Below are 19109 nucleotides of genomic sequence, written 5' to 3'. Positions count from 1 at the left end.
GTGCTGTTATAATTAATCTTTTTCTGTTACTTGTAGAAATCCACCTTTTTTATCAAATACTAAATCAAGGAATTTTCTATCTTTTACAATTCCTACTTCATAAGTAATAACATTGTTACCATCTATAAGTCTTGCTGCTTCTCTAATAGTTTGATTAGGATAGTTTTTTTGTATGTAGCTTAAAGCTGCTTTAGGAAGTTCTGTTCTGGCAATTGCCAGTTCATATGCTTTTAATATCCCATTATTATCATAAACTGCTAATCCTACAGATGAACCTGTATTAAATTTAGCCAGATAGCGAATGTGATCTGAATCTTCGCCTTCATAATCCTTTGTCCAGGTAGGAACTTTGCCTGTAAACTCTTTTTGAAAAGCAATTGTTACTGCCACAGGAGGAACAACTTCTTTATCTGATTTAACTTCTGTTTGACCAATCATACTTGCTCCATATAAAATGGTTAACGCTAGAAATAGTTTTTTCATAATCACTAATATTTAAAAATTAATAATGGGGGTTAATTTGAATTTAAAATTACAACTGCTAAATGAAAAACAGATTAACTTTTAATCATTTAACACGTATATTTATCATAATTAAAAATTCTGTCATATTCAAAAAATATTGTAATACATTTATACTAAGATAATTAATTAAAACAACATTGAAAACACCATCTAAAATTGATTATTGCATAAATTTTTTCAAAGAAAGAAGTGTGCCGTTATTATCCCGAAACGGGAAAGTGATTACGCAATTTATTGTAACTCTTTTCTTTCTTGGCGTTGCTATTTGGTTTCTGAAACAGGAACAAACAGAATTGCTTCAGGTAAGGAATAGTTTTACAACTGCAAAGCCGCAATGGATTATTGTTGGGATTTGTACAACTGTGCTTTACATCTTACTTCAGGGAGCAATGTATATAAATGCATTTTCGGCAATTGGGGTTAGAATTAAATTAAAACAAGCTCTTGCTTTATTCTTAAAACGAAATTTTGTTAGTGTATTTATTCCTGCTGGCGGGGTTACTTCGCTATACTTTTTTACAGAATCTCTAACTAAAAAAGGGATTGAAAAAGTACAAATTCATTTAGCGTCTGCCATATATGGTTTTATAGGTATCTTATCTGTTATAATTATTGGGATTCCATTATTTATTTACGCTTTATTAAAAGGGTCAATAGCATCTGGTGAGTGGATTGGAATGCTGATAATTATTCTATTAATTCTTGGATTGTTCTTATTATTTAATTCGATATTAAACAAAGGAACTGCCAACAAATTGCTCCTAAAATGGTTTCCTAAAACTGAAATTTTCTTAACCGATTTACAAAACCATACTATAAATCGAAGCCAATTTTTTTATACAATTCTAATTTCTATTTTTATCGACTTAGTGGGAATCGCTCACTTATATATTGCAATGATGGCTTTACAATTTGAACCTTCATTAATCGCAGCATCAATGGGATATATAATCTCTGTTATTTTTCTTATCATATCTCCTTTTCTTCGTGGTCTTGGTCCTGTAGAAGTCTCAATGAGTTTTATATTAATTCGTTATGGATTTACTAATCCCGAAGCAATTTCGATTACATTACTTTATCGGGTGTTCGAATTTTGGATTCCGTTATTTGCAGGAATACTTACTTTTTTATCCAAAATAAATAAACTCTTAATGCGAATCGTTCCGGCATTGTTATTATTTTGTCTGGGAATAATTAATATAATTTCAGTTTTAACACCTGCAATTAGTGGCCGATTAATGCGTTTAAAAAACTTCTTACCTCTAGAAGCAATTCATTTATCTAATTATCTGGTTTTTACCTCGGGATTGTTCCTATTAGTCACCTCATCATTTATGCTAAAGGGTTTAAAAATGGCTTGGTGGTTTGGCTTAGGATTATCTGTAATTTCGATTATAGGAAATCTAACCAAAGCAATAGATTTTGAAGAATCTATTATTGCCTTAATAGTATGTATAAGTTTAATTGCAACTCGCAAAGAATACTATATTAAAACCAATCCCAGGCTTCGTCTTTTGGGTTTACAAACCGCAATTTTAAGCGTAATAGCTGTATTAATTTACGGGGTTATTGGCTTTTATTTTTTAGATAAAAAACATTTCAATATTGATTTTAGCATTGGCCAGTCAATTCGATATACTTTGCAAAATTATTTTCTGCTTGGCAGTTATGATTTGAATCCTCTGGATAATTTTTCGAGACACTTTTTAGCATCAATTAAAATTAGCGGATTTGTTTCTTTTACCTTTTTAATTTATACGTTGATAAAACCATACATTTTTAAAAATCCTGTAACTGCTGCTGAAAAAGAAATTGCGAATGGACTTTTAGAAAAATACGGAAATTCGCCTTTGGATTATTTCAAAACTTACTTTGATAAACTGCTTTATATTTCACAAAACAATGAGGCTTTCCTAGCTTATCGCGTTGCTGGTAATTTTGCTGTAGTACTCGAAAATCCTGTTGCAAAAAACAATGATGAAAGAAAACAATGCATCATCGAGTTTGATAATTTTTGCTATGAAGCAGGTTTAAAAAGTATCTATTATCGTATTCCCGAAGAAAATCTGGAGCTGTATAAATCTCTTGGTAAAAAATATTTTTTTATAGGGCAAGAAGGTGTTGTAGACTTAACGACTTTTAGCCTCGAAGGCGGAAGTAGAAAATCGTTGCGCAATGGATTAAAAAAGATTAGCGATTTAGGATTAAAAGCAACCATAAATTTACCTCCTATAAAAGATGGTTTATTACAAAAAATACAATCAGTTAGTGACGAATGGCTAGAGGAAACTGGACGGAATGAAATCCTTTTTTCTCAAGGTATTTTTTTATGGGACGAATTAAAAAAACAAACTATAATTACTGTCGAAAATAACGAAGAAAAAATTATCGCTTTCCTTAATATCATTCCTGATTATACTAAAGGCGAAGGAACGTATGATCTAATCAGAAAAACTACCGATGCTCCAAACGGAATTATTGATTTTATTATGATTGCACTTTTTGACTACTTAAAATCTCAAAATCTTACTGCTGTAAATATCGGTCTTGCGCCAATGAGTGGTATCGAAAACCCAAATACGATTCAGGAAAAGTCGATGAAATATGTGTATGAAAAAGTAAAATCATTTTCTCATTACAAAGGTCTAAGAGATTATAAAGAGAAATTTTCGCCTTCATGGCATAATCAATATATTGTCTTTTCTGATGATTATGATTTAATACAAATCCCGCAAATACTATCCAAAGTAATTAAACCGTAACTTCTTTTAGCTTTTCGAAAAAGCAACAAATGTTACCTAAATAGGAACGCGGATAAAACGGATTTACTAAAGTAAAGACTCGGATAAAAACAGATTTTTGAAAATTATAAAAATAAAAAAATCTGTGTTTATCTGTGTTTTCGCCTAAGCGAATCCGTTTTATCCGCGTTCCATTTTCCATTTTTTCATAAAGCTTTGCAACGATATACTCTTTTAATAAAAAAGTTTCATTTACTCCTTCCAAGAAAACAAAAAACCTCAAGATTTTTCTTGAGGTTTTACGCAGGAATGAAAGATTATTGCCTACTAATTCAAAAATCTATAACTAATTCCAAGTTCAAATGTATTATTTGCATAAGCTCCTGTATTACCTACGTAATTAGAATACGATAGGAAAAAACCCAATTGATCTAATGCAATTCCTAATGATGTAGAAAAGACCTCATTACTATGATAAAAAACAGATAAATTGATATGATTTTCTGGCATATTAAATCGAGCTCCTACATCTACAATATCTCTGTGTCCTTTTATACTTCTATAAGCAAACATGGGCTCGATGGTAAAGTCATTTTCTCTATTAGACAAGTATATTTTATAACTTATGGCTGAATAAAAAATCGGGATATCGGCATATTTTTTTATATCATTATCTTTTTCAAATAAAAGACTGTTCAGGTTTGGTAATGCTGCTTGTATGGTCAATAATTGTGAAGTATATGCAATACCAAAATCTCCATCTAGAGTAGGATTTTGATTAAAATTCTGTAAAGCCGGATCATCTTGATCTCCTGTTATCTTATCATAATCAAGATTTGCAAAATTAATTCCTGCAGATAGCCCAAAATTCAATTTTTGATCCTTCCCGCTAATTGGTAAATGATACGCATAAGTACCTAATATTCTGGTTCTATTTATTAAACCTGCTTTATCGCTACTTGCTTTAAGTCCTAAACCAACTCTGTCTCCCGAATTATAATCGACTGTAGCGTTCATAATTACCGGATTTCCAGGAACCTGTTCCCATGGTCGTTGGTAGCCTATATTAAAATTCAATCCCTTATCAAATCCTGCCATAGCTGGATTGGTTATAAACTGATTCTGAAAATACATAGACTGAAATTCAGTTAATTGTGCATTAGCTGTATTTGTTCCTACTAAAGTTAAGAATAGGATTATCTGGATATATATCGGTCTCATTGATTTTTTTTTGATTGTACTCATGTCTGTATGGTTATGATATAACAATTTATATTACTTCTTTGTTTCCTTATGAACTCTTGGTTATTAATCCCTTATAATTGTTATGAAGCCTTTAATTTTTGCTAAATCAGGTCCAAGGTCAATAAGATAATAATACGTTTCATTACTCAATGGATCTCCTTGGTAAGTACCATCCCATTCATTGGCATAACTATTTTTAGAATATACTATTCTTCCTGCTCGATCATAAACCGTAACCTTGTTATTTGGATATAAAAGAATGTCTTTAATTTCCCAAAAATCATTCTTGCCATCTCCATTTGGTGTAAGAACATTGGTTGCTATTACCTCATTTGGTGCAACTGCTCTATAAACATCTACAGTATAGGTTTCTTTTGTTGTACCATCTTGTGCTGTAACTACTACAGTAATTTTATTATCTCCTGTATTTAAATTTATTGGAGCACTTGATGAACCATTTGTAACAGCGATACCATTAACGGTGACTGTTGCCGCAGGATCTGTTAGTGTAGGAGTTAATGTGATTGAGCTAACATTGTTTTGTACCGTTGCACCATAATCTGTTATATTACTAGCAAAAGTTGGAGTTAAATCTCCGTTACTAATAGATAAGTCTGATAAAGTTGCATCATTAGAAGTGGCTCTTGTTACAATTATAGTATAGGTTTTAACCGTTACACCATCTGCAGCTGTAACCTGAGTAACTATTGTATTTTGACCTGGCAATAAATTAATTGCATTAGAAGCCGTTCCTCTTGTTACTACTATTCCGTTTACAGTTACTGTTGCCAAAGGATCTTCAGATGTTGGTGTCACACTTTCTACTGTAATGTTATTCCCTACCACAACATTGTATGATGTAATACTTGGTGAGAAAGCTGGGCTTAGTGTTCCGTTACTAACGGTAAGGCTTACTAAATTTGCATCATTTGAAGTAGGTGCTGCCGTTACAGTTAAAATCCCTGTTACATAACTAATAAGATAGTTTAGATCTACTGCTCCACTTGCCGTAATAACATACGTTCCTACTGCACTTCCTGTTACTGCCGTTGTAGTAATTGTAGGTACTGTGGTTAAACTTGCACTGGTATCTCCATTTACAAATCCTGTATATGTTACTGTTAAAGTAGGATTGACAGTTCCGTAAACCTTAGTCTCATTATCAGCTGTTATTACCAAGCTTGCCTGAGTTACCGTAAGTATTGCACCTGTTGTATAACTAATGGTATAATTTGTAGATGTTGCTCCGTTTATTGTAATTGGATAAACCCCAACTGAACTACTCGCAGTGGCTATGGTCGTAACTGTTGGCTGCGTGGTTAAACTTGCTTCGGTATCACCATTTACAAATCCTGTATAAGTTACAGTTAATGGAGGGTTTACATCACCATAAATTTTAGTTTTATTATCCGCTGCAATTGCCAAGTTTCGTGGAGTTATACTAAGTGTTGCTCCGTCTGTGTAACTAATAGTATAATTTGTAGATGTAGCTCCGCTTATCGTAATTGGATAAATTCCTACTGGACTACTCACATCTGCTATAGTTGTAGCTATTGCCTGAGTTGTTAGACTCGTTTCGTCATCTCCATTTACAAATCCTGTATAAGTTACAGTTAATGGAGGGTTTACATCGCCATAAATTTTAGTTTTATTATCCGCTGCAATTGCTAAGTTTCGCGGAGTTATACTAAGTGTTGCTCCAGCTGTGTAACCAATAGTATAATTTGTAGATGTTGCTCCGCTTATCGTAATCGGATAAACTCCTACTGGACTATTCGCGTCTGCTATTGTTGTAGCTATTGCCTGAGTTGTTAAACTCGTTTCGTCATCTCCATTTACAAATCCTGTATAAGTTACAGTTAATGGAGGGTTTACATCGCCATAAATTTTAGTTTTATTATCGGCTGCAATTGCTAAGTTTCGTGGAGTTATACTAAGTGTTGCCCCAGCTGTGTAACCAATAGTATAATTTGTAGATGTTGCTCCACTTATCGTAATTGGATAAATTCCTACTGGACTATTCACGTCTGCTATTGTTGTAGCTATTGCCTGAGTGGTTAAACTCGTTTCGTCATCTCCATTTACAAATCCTGTATAAGTTATAGTTAATGGAGGGTTTGCATCGCCATAAATTTTAGTTTTATTATCGGCTGCAATTGCCAGATTCACTGGAGTTATACTAAGCGTTGCTCCTGTTGTATAGTTAAAAATATAATTTGTCGCTACACCTCCACTTATAGTAATTGGGTAAATTCCAATAGAAGTATTCACATCAGCAGGGGTTGTAGCTATTGGCTGAGTCGTTAAACTCGTTTCGTCTTCACCATTTACAAATCCGGCATAACTAACCGTAAACACTGGATTTGCTGATCCATAAGCTCTAATAATATTAGCAGTTGAAATTGTCAATACAGCTGGATTTACTATACTTATAGCCGTAGGTACATTTACGGTAGTGGCACTATTACTCGTTAAAACTACATCTCCCGAATAAGTGTTTCCTGCTGGAATTGTTCCTTTTAATCGAATATAAACTGGTGTATCTACAATGATTCCAGCGGCTCCAATAGTAATTGCATCGGTAAAAGTAACATTGTCACTACTTACCTCAAATCCTGAAGGTGAGGTTACTAAAATACCACCAAGCATATCAGTTCCTGATACATTAAAAGTTCCCGATGCTGAGGCAGTTCCGTAAGTAGTAGTTAATGCTGATAAAGTACCAGTAGTCACAATTGTTGGTGATGCAATTCTAGTTACTATTATCGTATAAGTTTCTGTTGTTAAACCATCTTGAGCAGTTACTATTGTTGTGATAGTATTTGAACCTATTGCCAAAGCAATTGCTCCCGAAGCACTTCCGCTAGTTACTGCAACTCCATTTACTGTTACAGTTGCATCTGTATCGTTGGTAACTGGTGTTACTGCTAAACTCGTAATTGCATTAGCTACAGTAGTACTATAATTTGTCGTACCTGGTGCAAAAACAGGAGTTAAAGTACCCTCACTTATAGTAAGGTTAGCCAAAGTAGCATCTGTTAATGGCATAACAGTTAATGTTCCTGCAACATAATTAAATGTATAATTATCAGAGGCTGCTCCGCTTACTGTTATAGGGTACGTGCCTACAGGACTGGATGTATCGGCTATTGTCGTTACCGTAGCCAAAGTCGTTAAACTCGTTTCATCATCACCATTTACAAATCCTGTATAGGTGGCGGTTAAAGTCGGATTAACATCACCATAATCTTTAGTCTGATTATCAGCTGTGATAGTCAGTACTACTGGAGTCACGGTTAATGTTCCTGCAACATACGTAAACGTATAATTATCAGAAGTCGCTCCGCTTGCTGTGGTTGGGTACGTGCCTACTGGGCTGGTGGTGTCAGCGGTAGTAGTTACAGTAGCCTGTGTGGTTAAACTGTTTTCATCATCTCCATTTACAAAACCTAAATAGGTTGCTGTAAGTGTTGGGTTCGTATCTCCGTAAACTTTACTTGCGTTGGCTGCGGTTACTGTGATTTCAACTGGTGTTACCGTTAATGTTCCTGCAACATACGTAAACGTATAATTATCTGAAGTCGCTCCGCTTGCTGTTGTTGGGTACGTGCCTACTGGGCTGGTTGTATCAGCGGTGGTCGTTACCGTAGCTTGCGTAGTTAAACTGTTTTCATCATCGCCATTTACAAATCCTAAATAGGTTGCTGTAAGTGTTGGGTTCGTATCTCCGTAAACTTTGCTTGCGTTGGCTGCCGTTACTATAATTGCTACTGGAGTCACGGTTAATGTTCCTGCAACATACGTAAACGTATAATTATCTGAAGTCGCTCCGCTTGCTGTTGTTGGATACGTGCCTACTGGGCTGGTTGTATCAGCGGTCGTAGTAACGGTGGCTTGTGTGGTTAAACTGTTTTCATCATCGCCATTTACAAAACCTAAATAGGTTGCTGTAAGTGTTGGGTTCGCATCACCATACACTTTGCTTGCATTGGCTGCGGTTACTGTAATTTCAACTGGAGTTACCGTTAATGTTCCTGCAACATACGTAAACGTGTAATTGTCCGAAGTCGCTCCGCTTGCTGTTGTTGGGTACGTACCTACTGGGCTGGTTGTATCAGCGGTGGTAGTTACTGTAGCCTGTGTGGTTAAACTTGCCTCATCATCTCCGTTTACAAAACCTAAATAGGTTGCTGTAAGTGTTGGGTTCGCATCACCATAAACTTTACTTGCGTTGGCTGCGGTTACTGTTATTGTTACTGGAGTCACTGTTAATGTTCCTGCAACATAGGTAAAAGTATAATTATCTGAAGTCGCTCCGCTTGCTGTGGTTGGATACGTACCTACTGGGCTGGTTGTATCAGCGGTCGTAGTTACGGTAGCAAGAGTCGTTAAACTATTTTCATCATCTCCATTTACAAATCCGTTATATGTAGCAGTTAAAGTCGGATTGGCATCGCCATAAACTTTACTTGCGCTGGCTGCGGTTACTGTAATTGCTACTGGAGTCACGGTTAATGTTCCTGCAACATAAGTAAAGGTGTAATTATCCGAAGTCGCTCCGCTTGCTGTTGTTGGATACGTACCTACTGGGCTGGTTGTATCAGCGGTCGTAGTTACGGTGGCAAGAGTTGTCAAACTTGCCTCATCATCTCCGTTTACAAATCCATTATACGTAGCATTTAAAGTCGGATTGGCATCGCCATAGACTTTGCTTGCATTGGCTGCGGTTACTGTGATTTCAACTGGTGTTACTGTTAATGTTCCTGCAACATACGTAAAGGTATAATTGTCTGAAGTCGCTCCGCTTGCTGTTGTTGGGTACGTACCTACTGGGCTGGTTGTATCAGCGGTCGTAGTTACAGTAGCCTGTGTGGTTAAACTGTTTTCATCATCTCCGTTTACAAAACCTAAATAGGTTGCTGTAAGTGTTGGGTTAACATCACCATAGGCCTTGCTTGCATTTGCTGCGGTTACTGTTATTGTTACTGGAGTCACTGTTAATGTTCCTGCAACATAAGTAAACGTATAATTGTCTGAAGTCGCTCCGCTTGCAGTTGTTGGGTACGTACCTACTGGACTGGTTGTATCAGCTGTTGTAGTTACGCTAGCCTGCGTGGTTAAACTGTTTTCATCATCACCATTTACAAATCCATTGTAGGTAGCAGTTAAAGTCGGATTGGCGGCACCATAGACTTTGCTCGCGTTGGCTGCGGTTACTGTGATTTCCACTGGAGTCACCGTTAATGTTCCTGCAACATACGTAAACGTATAATTGTCTGAAGTCGCTCCACTTGCTGTGGTTGGGTATGTACCTACTGGGCTGGTAGTATCAGCTGTAGTTGTTACGGTAGCTTGTGTGGTTAAACTCGTTTCGTCGTCTCCGTTTACAAATCCTGAATAACTCGCTGTGAGTGTTGGATTGGCATCGCCATACACTTTACTTGCACTGGCAGCGGTCACTGTAATTGCTACTGGAGTCACGGTTAATGTTCCAGCAACATAGGTAAAGGTATAATTATCCGAAGTCGCTCCACTTGCTGTTGTTGGATACGTGCCTACTGGGCTGGTTGTATCTGCTGTGGTAGTTACGGTAGCCTGTGTGGTTAAACTGTTTTCATCATCTCCGTTTACAAATCCATTATAGGTAGCAGTTAAAGTCGGATTGGCATCGCCATAGACTTTGCTTGCGTTTGCAGCAGTAACTGTAATTGCTACTGGAGTCACGGTTAATGTTCCTGCAACATAAGTAAAAGTATAATTATCAGAAGTCGCTCCGCTCGCTGTGGTTGGGTACGTGCCTACTGGGCTGGTTGTATCAGCGGTCGTAGTAACGGTGGCTTGTGTGGTTAAACTGTTTTCATCATCGCCATTTACAAAACCTAAATAGGTTGCTGTAAGTGTTGGGTTCGCATCACCATAAACTTTGCTTGCATTGGCTGCCGTTACTGTAATTGCTACTGGAGTTACAGTCAATGTTCCTGCAACATACGTAAAGGTATAATTATCTGAAGTCGCTCCGCTTGCTGTTGTCGGATACGTGCCTACTGGGCTGGTTGTATCAGCGGTCGTAGTTACAGTAGCCTGTGTTGTTAAACTGTTTTCATCATCTCCGTTTACAAATCCATTATACGTAGCAGTTAAAGTCGGATTGGCATCACCATAAACTTTGCTTGCGTTGGCTGCAGTTACTGTGATTTCAACTGGAGTTACTGTTAATGTTCCTGCAACATACGTAAAGGTATAATTATCAGATACTGCTCCACTTGCTGTGGTTGGGTACGTACCTACTGGGCTGGTTGTATCAGCGGTCGTAGTTACAGTAGCAAGAGTCGTTAAACTTGCCTCATCATCACCATTTACAAATCCATTGTAGGTAGCAGTTAAAGTCGGATTGGCGGCACCATAGACTTTGCTTGCGTTGGCTGCGGTTACTGTGATTTCCACTGGAGTCACCGTTAATGTTCCTGCAACATACGTAAACGTATAATTGTCTGAAGTCGCTCCACTTGCTGTGGTTGGGTATGTACCTACTGGGCTGGTAGTATCAGCTGTAGTTGTTACGGTAGCTTGTGTGGTTAAACTCGTTTCGTCGTCTCCGTTTACAAATCCTGAATAACTCGCTGTGAGTGTTGGATTGGCATCGCCATACACTTTACTTGCACTGGCAGCGGTCACTGTAATTGCTACTGGAGTCACGGTTAATGTTCCAGCAACATAGGTAAAGGTATAATTATCCGAAGTCGCTCCACTTGCTGTTGTTGGATACGTGCCTACTGGGCTGGTTGTATCTGCTGTGGTAGTTACGGTAGCCTGTGTGGTTAAACTGTTTTCATCGTCTCCGTTTACAAATCCATTGTACGTGGCGGTTAAAGTCGGATTGGCATCGCCATACACTTTACTTGCGCTTGCAGCGGTTACTGTGATTTCAACTGGAGTTACCGTTAATGTTCCTGCAACATAGGTAAAGGTATAATTATCAGAAGTCGCTCCACTTGCTGTAGTTGGATATGTGCCTACTGGGCTGGTTGTATCAGCTGTGGTAGTTACTGTAGCCTGTGTGGTTAAACTCGTTTCGTCGTCTCCGTTTACAAATCCTGAATAACTCGCTGTAAGTGTTGGGTTAACATCACCATACACTTTACTTGCGCTGGCTGCCGTTACTGTAATTGCTACTGGAGTTACAGTCAATGTTCCTGCAACATACGTAAAGGTATAATTATCTGAAGTCGCACCGCTTGCTGTTGTTGGGTACGTACCTACTGGGCTGGTTGTATCAGCCGTTGTAGTTACGGTGGCCTGTGTGATTAAACTGTTTTCATCATCTCCGTTTACAAAACCGTTATACGTAGCAGTTAAAGTTGGGTTGGCATCGCCATAAACTTTGCTCGCGTTGGCTGCGGTTACTGTAATTGTTACTGGAGTAACAGTCAATGTTCCTGCAACATAGGTAAAAGTATAATTGTCTGAAGTCGCTCCGCTTGCTGTTGTCGGATACGTGCCTACTGGGCTGGTAGTATCAGCTGTAGTTGTTACGGTAGCTTGTGTGGTTAAACTCGTTTCGTCGTCTCCGTTTACAAATCCATTATACGTGGCAGTTAAAGTCGGATTGGCATCACCATACACTTTGGTTGCGCTGGCTGCGGTTACTGTAATTGCTACTGGGGTAACCGTTAATGTTCCTGCAACATAAGTAAAAGTGTAATTGTCTGAAGTCGCTCCGCTTGCTGTTGTTGGGTACGTACCTACTGGACTGGTTGTATCAGCGGTCGTAGTTACTGTAGCCTGTGTGGTTAAACTGTTTTCATCATCTCCGTTTACAAAACCTAAATAGGTTGCTGTAAGTGTTGGGTTCGCATCACCATAAACTTTACTTGCATTGGCTGCGGTTACTGTGATTTCAACTGGTGTTACCGTTAATGTTCCTGCAACATAGGTAAAGGTATAATTGTCCGAAGCCGCTCCGCTTGCTGTGGTTGGGTATGTACCTACTGGGCTGGTTGTATCTGCAGTCGTAGTTACGGTAGCAAGAGTCGTTAAACTTGTTTCATCATCGCCATTTACAAATCCATTGTAAGTAGCAGTCAAAGTCGGATTGGCATCGCCATAGACTTTGCTTGCATTGGCTGCGGTTACTGTGATTTCAACTGGAGTTACCGTTAATGTTCCTGCTACATAAGTAAAGGTATAATTATCAGAAGTCGCTCCACTTGCTGTAGTTGGATATGTGCCTACTGGGCTGGTTGTGTCAGCTGTGGTAGTTACTGTAGCCTGTGTGGTTAAACTCGTTTCGTCGTCTCCGTTTACAAATCCTGAATAACTCGCTGTAAGTGTTGGGTTAACATCACCATACACTTTACTTGCGCTGGCTGCCGTTACTGTAATTGCTACTGGAGTTACAGTCAATGTTCCTGCAACATACGTAAAGGTATAATTATCTGAAGTCGCACCGCTTGCTGTGGTTGGATACGTACCTACTGGGCTGGTTGTATCAGCGGTGGTAGTTACAGTAGCCTGTGTGGTTAAACTGGTTTCATCATCGCCATTTACAAATCCATTATACGTGGCAGTTAAAGTCGGATTGGCATCACCATACACTTTGGTTGCGCTGGCTGCGGTTACTGTTAAAACTGCTTTGGTAACTGTACTAGCAACTGTAGGCAGATTTACTGTAACTGCACTATCACTCGTTAAAACTATATCGCCTGAATAAGTACCTGCCGCAATGGTTCCTTTTAATCTAATATGAACTGGGGTAACTGCAATAGCGCCTGCTACTCCAACTGTAATTGCATCGGTAAATGTGATATCATCACTACTTACTTCAAATCCTGATGGGGCTGTAACTAAAATTCCTGCAAGCATATCGTTACCTGATACATTAAAACTTGCTGATGCAGATGGCGTACCATAAACAGTGCTTAACGCTGATAAAACTCCTGTTGTTAAAATGGTTGGTGGCCCTGTTCTGGTTACCGTTACAGTATAAGTTGCTGTTGTTGTACCATCCTGAGCCGTTACTATTGTGGTTATAACATTTGTGCCAATATTTAAGACAATTGCTCCCGAAGCACTTCCGCTAGTTACGGCTGTACCGTTTACGGTTACTGTTGCTGTAGCATCGGTAGTAGTTGGCGTTAAGGTTATGCTTGTAATAGCATTGGCTACTGTAGCGGTATAAGTCGTTGTTGCTGTAGCAAAAACTGGTGTTAAAGTACCCGAACTGATGCTTAGATTGCTTAATGTGGCATCTGTTAATGCCGTTACGGTCAAGACTCCATCTACATATGCAAGGGTATAATTGGCTGAAGCTACTGCGCCACTTGCTGTAATTGGATATGGTCCTATCGGACTGTTGGCATCGGCCAGACTGATAACTGTTGGCGCTGTGGTGATAATTGTGCTGGTGTCGCCATTAGCAAATCCTGTTGGGATTGCTGTAAATGTAGGGTTTGCAGCTCCATAGGCTCTACTGGCATCTACTGCCGTAAAGGTCAAAATAGCTGGGGTTACGGTACTGTTTACTGTAGGTACATTAACAGTTGTTGCACTTGTACTGGTTAAAACTACATCGCCTGAATAAGTACCTGCCGCAATTGTTCCTTTTAATCTAATATGAACTGGGGTAACTGCAATAGCGCCTGCTACTCCAACGGTAATTGCATCGGTAAATGTGATATCGTCACTACTTACTTCAAAACCTGATGGGGCTGTAACTAAAATTCCTGCAAGCATATCGGTACCTGATACATTAAAACTTGCTGATGCAGATGGTGTACCATAAACAGTACTTAACGCAGATAAAACTCCTGTTGTTAAAATCGTTGGTGGCCCTGTTCTGGTTACTGTTACGGTATAAGTTTCTGTTGTAGTTCCGTCCTGAGCCGTAACTATTGTGGTGATAACATTTATTCCAAGATTTAAAGCTATGGCTCCAGATGCGTTTCCGCTGGTTACAGCTGTTCCATTTACGGTTACTGTGGCAGTAGCATCGGTAGTAGTTGGTGTTAGGGTTATGCTTGTAATAGCATTGGCTACTGTAGCGGTATAAGTTGTTGTTGCTGTAGCAAAAACTGGCGTTAAGGTTCCCGAACTGATGCTTAGATTGCTTAATGTAGCATCTGTTAATGCAGTTACGGTCAAGACTCCATCTACATAAGCAAGGGTATAATTGGCTGAAGCTACTGCGCCACTTGCTGTAATTGGATATGGTCCTACTGGGCTATTGGCATCGGCCAGACTGATAACTGTTGGCGCTGTGGTGATAATTGTACTGGTGTCGCCATTAGCAAATCCTGTTGGGGTTGCTGTAAATGTAGGATTGGCAGCTCCATAGGCTCTACTGGCATCTACTGCCGTAAAGGTCAAGATAGCTGGGGTTACGGTACTTAATACTGTAGCTACATTTACTGTCGTTGCACTTGTACTGGTTAAAACTATATCGCCTGAATAAGTACCTGCCGCAATGGTTCCTTTGAGTCTAATATGAACTGGGGTAACTGCAATAGCGCCTGCTACTCCAACGGTAATTGCATCGGTAAAGGCGATATCATCACTACTTACTTCAAAGCCTGATGGGGCTGTAACTAAAATTCCTGCAAGCATATCGGTACCTGATACATTAAAACTTGCTGATGCAGATGGTGTACCATAAACGGTGCTTAACGCAGATAAAACTCCTGTTGTTAAAATCGTTGGTGGCCCTGTTCTGGTTACCGTTACGGTATATGTTTCTGTTGTAGTTCCATCCTGAGCAGTTACTATTGTTGTGATAGTATTTATTCCAAGATTTAAAGCTATGGCTCCCGAAGGACTTCCGCTGGTTACAGCTGTTCCATTTACGGTTACTGTTGCATTAGCATCTGTAGTAGTTGGTGTTAGGGTTATGCTTGTAATAGCATTGGCTACTGTAGCGGTATAACTTGTTGTGCCTGTCGCAAAAACTGGCGTTAAAGTACCCGAACTGATGCTTAGATTGCTTAATGTAGCTACATTATTAAGAGTAGTAACTCCCGCAGGATTACCTGTACTTACTGTGGTTAAATATAATTCTTGTCCAGCTAAACCATTATATTCAACAGTCATTACCTGATAAGTTGTTGCAGGAGCAAGACCTGTTATATCTACGGTTGTTCCCGTGCCATTATAAACACAATACCAACCTGTTGTACCAATTTGTGTTCCTGTTCCAAAAGCTGCATTACCCGTATAAGTAGTATTATCAACTGGTAACGGATTAGCTGCTGACCCTGCATACATAAAAGCTGCTCTTGATGTACCATTACCGTTTGTCCAGCTGGCAGTAGTTGTTGTTTGGGTTGTTGCTCTAAAAGTTACATTAGTGGCTTGTATTGGTGGCGTATTCAATAAATTATTTCGTAAAACAGACATACTAGTTGAAGAAACAGTTACTAAATCTGCTTTACCATCTCCATCAAAATCTCCACTGCTGACACATAAAATTGATCCAACAGAATAATCTACTTTTCCAGCAAAACTAATTGTCCCACCTGATGATGTATTGCGTAAAACAGATACAGAATTTGAACTTTGATTGGCAGTTACAATATCAATATTTCCATCTCCATCAAAATCATCTATTTTAATATATCGTGGCTTACTACCTGTTGCAAAACTAATTTGAGCCCCAAATGCAATATTTCCAATTCCTGAAGATATATTCCTTAATACAGTTGCTGTTGCACCAGAAGTAACATTAACACATGCTAAATCCATCTTGCCGTCTTTGTCAAAATCTCCCGTTACTATATTAAAAGGACTTCCGTTTGCAGGAAAATCAACTTTTGTATCAAAATTGATATTTCCAATTTCCGATGAAATGTTACGAAACACTGATATTGAACTATTTGCATAATTAGATACTGCAAAATCTATCTTACCATCACTATCAAAATCTCCCAAAGTTATGTTGTCAGGATAAGTTCCTGTAGTAAAATCAACTTTAGAACCAAAACTAATATCTCCAATTCCTGACGAAATGTTACGATAAACAGATACATTATTACTACTATGATTTGTTACAATCAAATCTGATTTACCATCGCCATCAAAATCATTAATACCTATACCGTCTGTACCGTTATTAGCAGCATATGTAATACGTGATGCAAAACTAATATCTCCAGCTCCCGAAGATGTATTTCTGAAAATTGAAACTCCATTAGCAGCAGTATTAGATGTTACGATTACATCTAGCTTACCGTCTCCATCAAGATCACCAATATTTATATAATAAGAACTGCTTAATGTAGGGATATCAATCTTAGAAGCAAATGATGCTGTAGTAATAGTTCCGCTTGTTGCGGTATTGCGAAAAACAGAAAATGAACTCCCCGATGTCGAAATTGCTATTATATCATCTTTACCGTCTCCATCAATATCTGCAACCGTCAAATTGCTATTAGCATTAGAAGCAAAATCAACTTTAGGATCAAAACTAATGGTTCCATTATTTGGTGAAAAAGTGACATTAAACGGTACTAAAGAATATCCTATTAAAGTTGTTGTACTATTTATTACAGATATTGGCTGATAGGTAGCGCCAACAGGTACATTGACCGTTAAAATATTTGCAGTAGCATTTTTAACAGTAGCTCTGGAAGCTCCAAAAAACACAATATTTTCTTCTGGTATTACACTAAAACCTGATCCATTTATTATTACCGTAGTGCCTACAGGACCACTAGTTGGAAGAAAACCAGTAACTATTGGTGCCGGTGGAGATGCTGTAGCTCTTGTTATAGTTAATGTATAAGTTGCTGTTGTTAGTCCATCTGTTGCTGTTACAATTTTTGTAATAATATTTGATCCTACTGCCAATGCAATTGTTCCTGAAGTAGCTCCGCTTAGTACAGGAACACCATTCACCGTTATTGTTGCATTAGCATCTGTAGCTATAGGTGTTACTGTTATGCCAGTAGTATAATAATCAACTATTGCAGTATAATTTGTAGTTCCTGATGCAAAAGCCGGACTTAAAGTTCCTGCACTTAAACTCAAATTACTCAATGTAGCTATGTCGTTAGTAAGATTAAGAGTTGTGACTCCCGCAGGATTTCCTGTACTTGTTGCGGTAAGATGTAATTCATTATTCAATGAACCATTATACTCAAGTGTCATCACCTGATAAGTCGTTAAGGGTGATAAGCCTGTAATATGTACCGTTGTTCCAGTACCTTTATAAACACAATACCAGCCTGTTGATCCAATTTCGGTACCTGCAGCAAAAACTGAATCTGCCGTATAAGCAAAATAGTTAAGCGGCGCTGCACTACCACTTGCTCCCGCACGAACAAATACTACTCTGGATGCTCCATTGCCATTTGTCCAGTCGATTTTTGTAGTTGTAGAAGTAGTATTCGAAAAAACAACATTAGTTGCCTGAACCGTTGGTACTCCTACATTTACAATTCCGCTATTCGAAGCAAAAAAAGTTGGATTTATATTTATAGCTGCAGAACCTGTTCCTCCCCAGGTTCCTGTAGAATTTGATCCATTAAGTGATAGTAAAAATGTTGAGTGAATAAATGTTCCTAAATCTGCAATCACTCCAGCTTCAATAGATAAAGTATTATTTACCGCTAAGGCACTATTAAAAGTCTTAATTCCAACACCCGATAATGTCAGATTATGATAAACATAACTCCCCACTGTTTGTGCTACCAAACCATTATAATTTACCTTTCCAATACCCGCAGTTAAAGAGCCACCAATCATAGTGCCTCCAATATTTAACGAACCAATACCAGTAAAAGCTATATTATTCTCAAGTGCAGATCCTGTCATTATAACATTTCCTGCAATATTTGCACTTCCTGTATCAATACTCAAATGACACTTTCTTGTATCATTTACGCCAGCTTCCATAGTAATTCCTCCGGCAGTCAGATTCCCTGATCCTACAGTAAGTGTAGTATTGCCATTATCAACCGTTGGAGCTGTAATCGTAATTTCACCAATAACCGCTAAAGTTCCTGATGAATTAATTGTTAAACTACTTCCCGCTCCCAAAGTAAGTGTAGCGCAAGTAGCACCAGATGCAGAAATTACTGGCTGATTACCTACAGAGGGGATAACAACATTCTCTAATGCTAGCGGAGCTATCCCAAGACTCCAATTTAAACCAGTTTCCCATGCTGTACTTATTGTACCTGTCCAGGTATTAGTCTGTGCATATCCAAAATTAAATAAAAGCAACACCAGTATAGTAAGTATTTTTTTATTCATGTTATTCTATTTTAAATTTATGTAGAAAAGGGGGCTATTCTATTATTGACTTATTGAACTAATGATATTGAGAATAAAAGCAAATCAATTTTTTAATCTATTGATTTTATCTTTTAATGGAAATCTGTGACGAAAATGTTTTTTTTCAGAGAATAATAACCAATACTATTGTGGTATAAAAAGCGTATAATTGGTTAAATAAAAACGGCATGTAAATTACTGAGAATAAAGATAATACCTCATTTGTAAAGAATTTCCTTAATAGTAGTTGCATTTTCGAAAATGAAACGGTTTTAATTTGAAACAATTTTATTAAACCTCAGTAAAATAAGGGCAAATCCATCTGTTATGAAA

General features: G+C 38.0%; 4 protein-coding genes. 1 reads left to right on the top strand and 3 read right to left on the bottom strand.

Going from position 1 to position 19109, the window contains the following annotated elements:
• Window positions 1–12: 12 nt before the first annotated feature.
• The gene (locus AC3IPI_RS15010; protein WP_489153722.1) at window positions 13–483 is read right to left on the bottom strand and encodes a hypothetical protein; all 471 of its coding nucleotides are present in this window, start codon (window positions 481–483) and stop codon (window positions 13–15) included.
• 179 nt (window positions 484–662) lie between these two features.
• Between AC3IPI_RS15010 and AC3IPI_RS15005 the strand changes: the two genes are divergently transcribed.
• Window positions 663–3287: a phosphatidylglycerol lysyltransferase domain-containing protein gene (locus AC3IPI_RS15005; protein ID WP_489153720.1), complete on the top strand. Its 2625-nt coding sequence runs from the start codon at window positions 663–665 to the stop codon at window positions 3285–3287.
• A 306-nt stretch (window positions 3288–3593) separates the two neighbouring features.
• Here AC3IPI_RS15005 and AC3IPI_RS15000 read toward each other — a convergent pair whose 3' ends face one another.
• Together AC3IPI_RS15000 and AC3IPI_RS14995 are read right to left on the bottom strand one after the other, a co-directional pair.
• Window positions 3594–4487, bottom strand: coding sequence for a PorP/SprF family type IX secretion system membrane protein (locus AC3IPI_RS15000; protein ID WP_489153718.1), 894 nt, complete (start codon window positions 4485–4487; stop codon window positions 3594–3596).
• Window positions 4488–4574: 87 nt separating this feature from the next.
• Entirely contained in the window at window positions 4575–18755 is a 14181-nt protein-coding gene (locus AC3IPI_RS14995) for an MBG domain-containing protein (RefSeq protein ID WP_489153716.1), read from the bottom strand.
• Window positions 18756–19109: the final 354 nt, after the last annotated feature.

It is taken from the genome of Flavobacterium sp. GL_143 (assembly GCF_057834355.1).
This window is presented reverse-complemented; position numbering and strand designations above follow the sequence as displayed.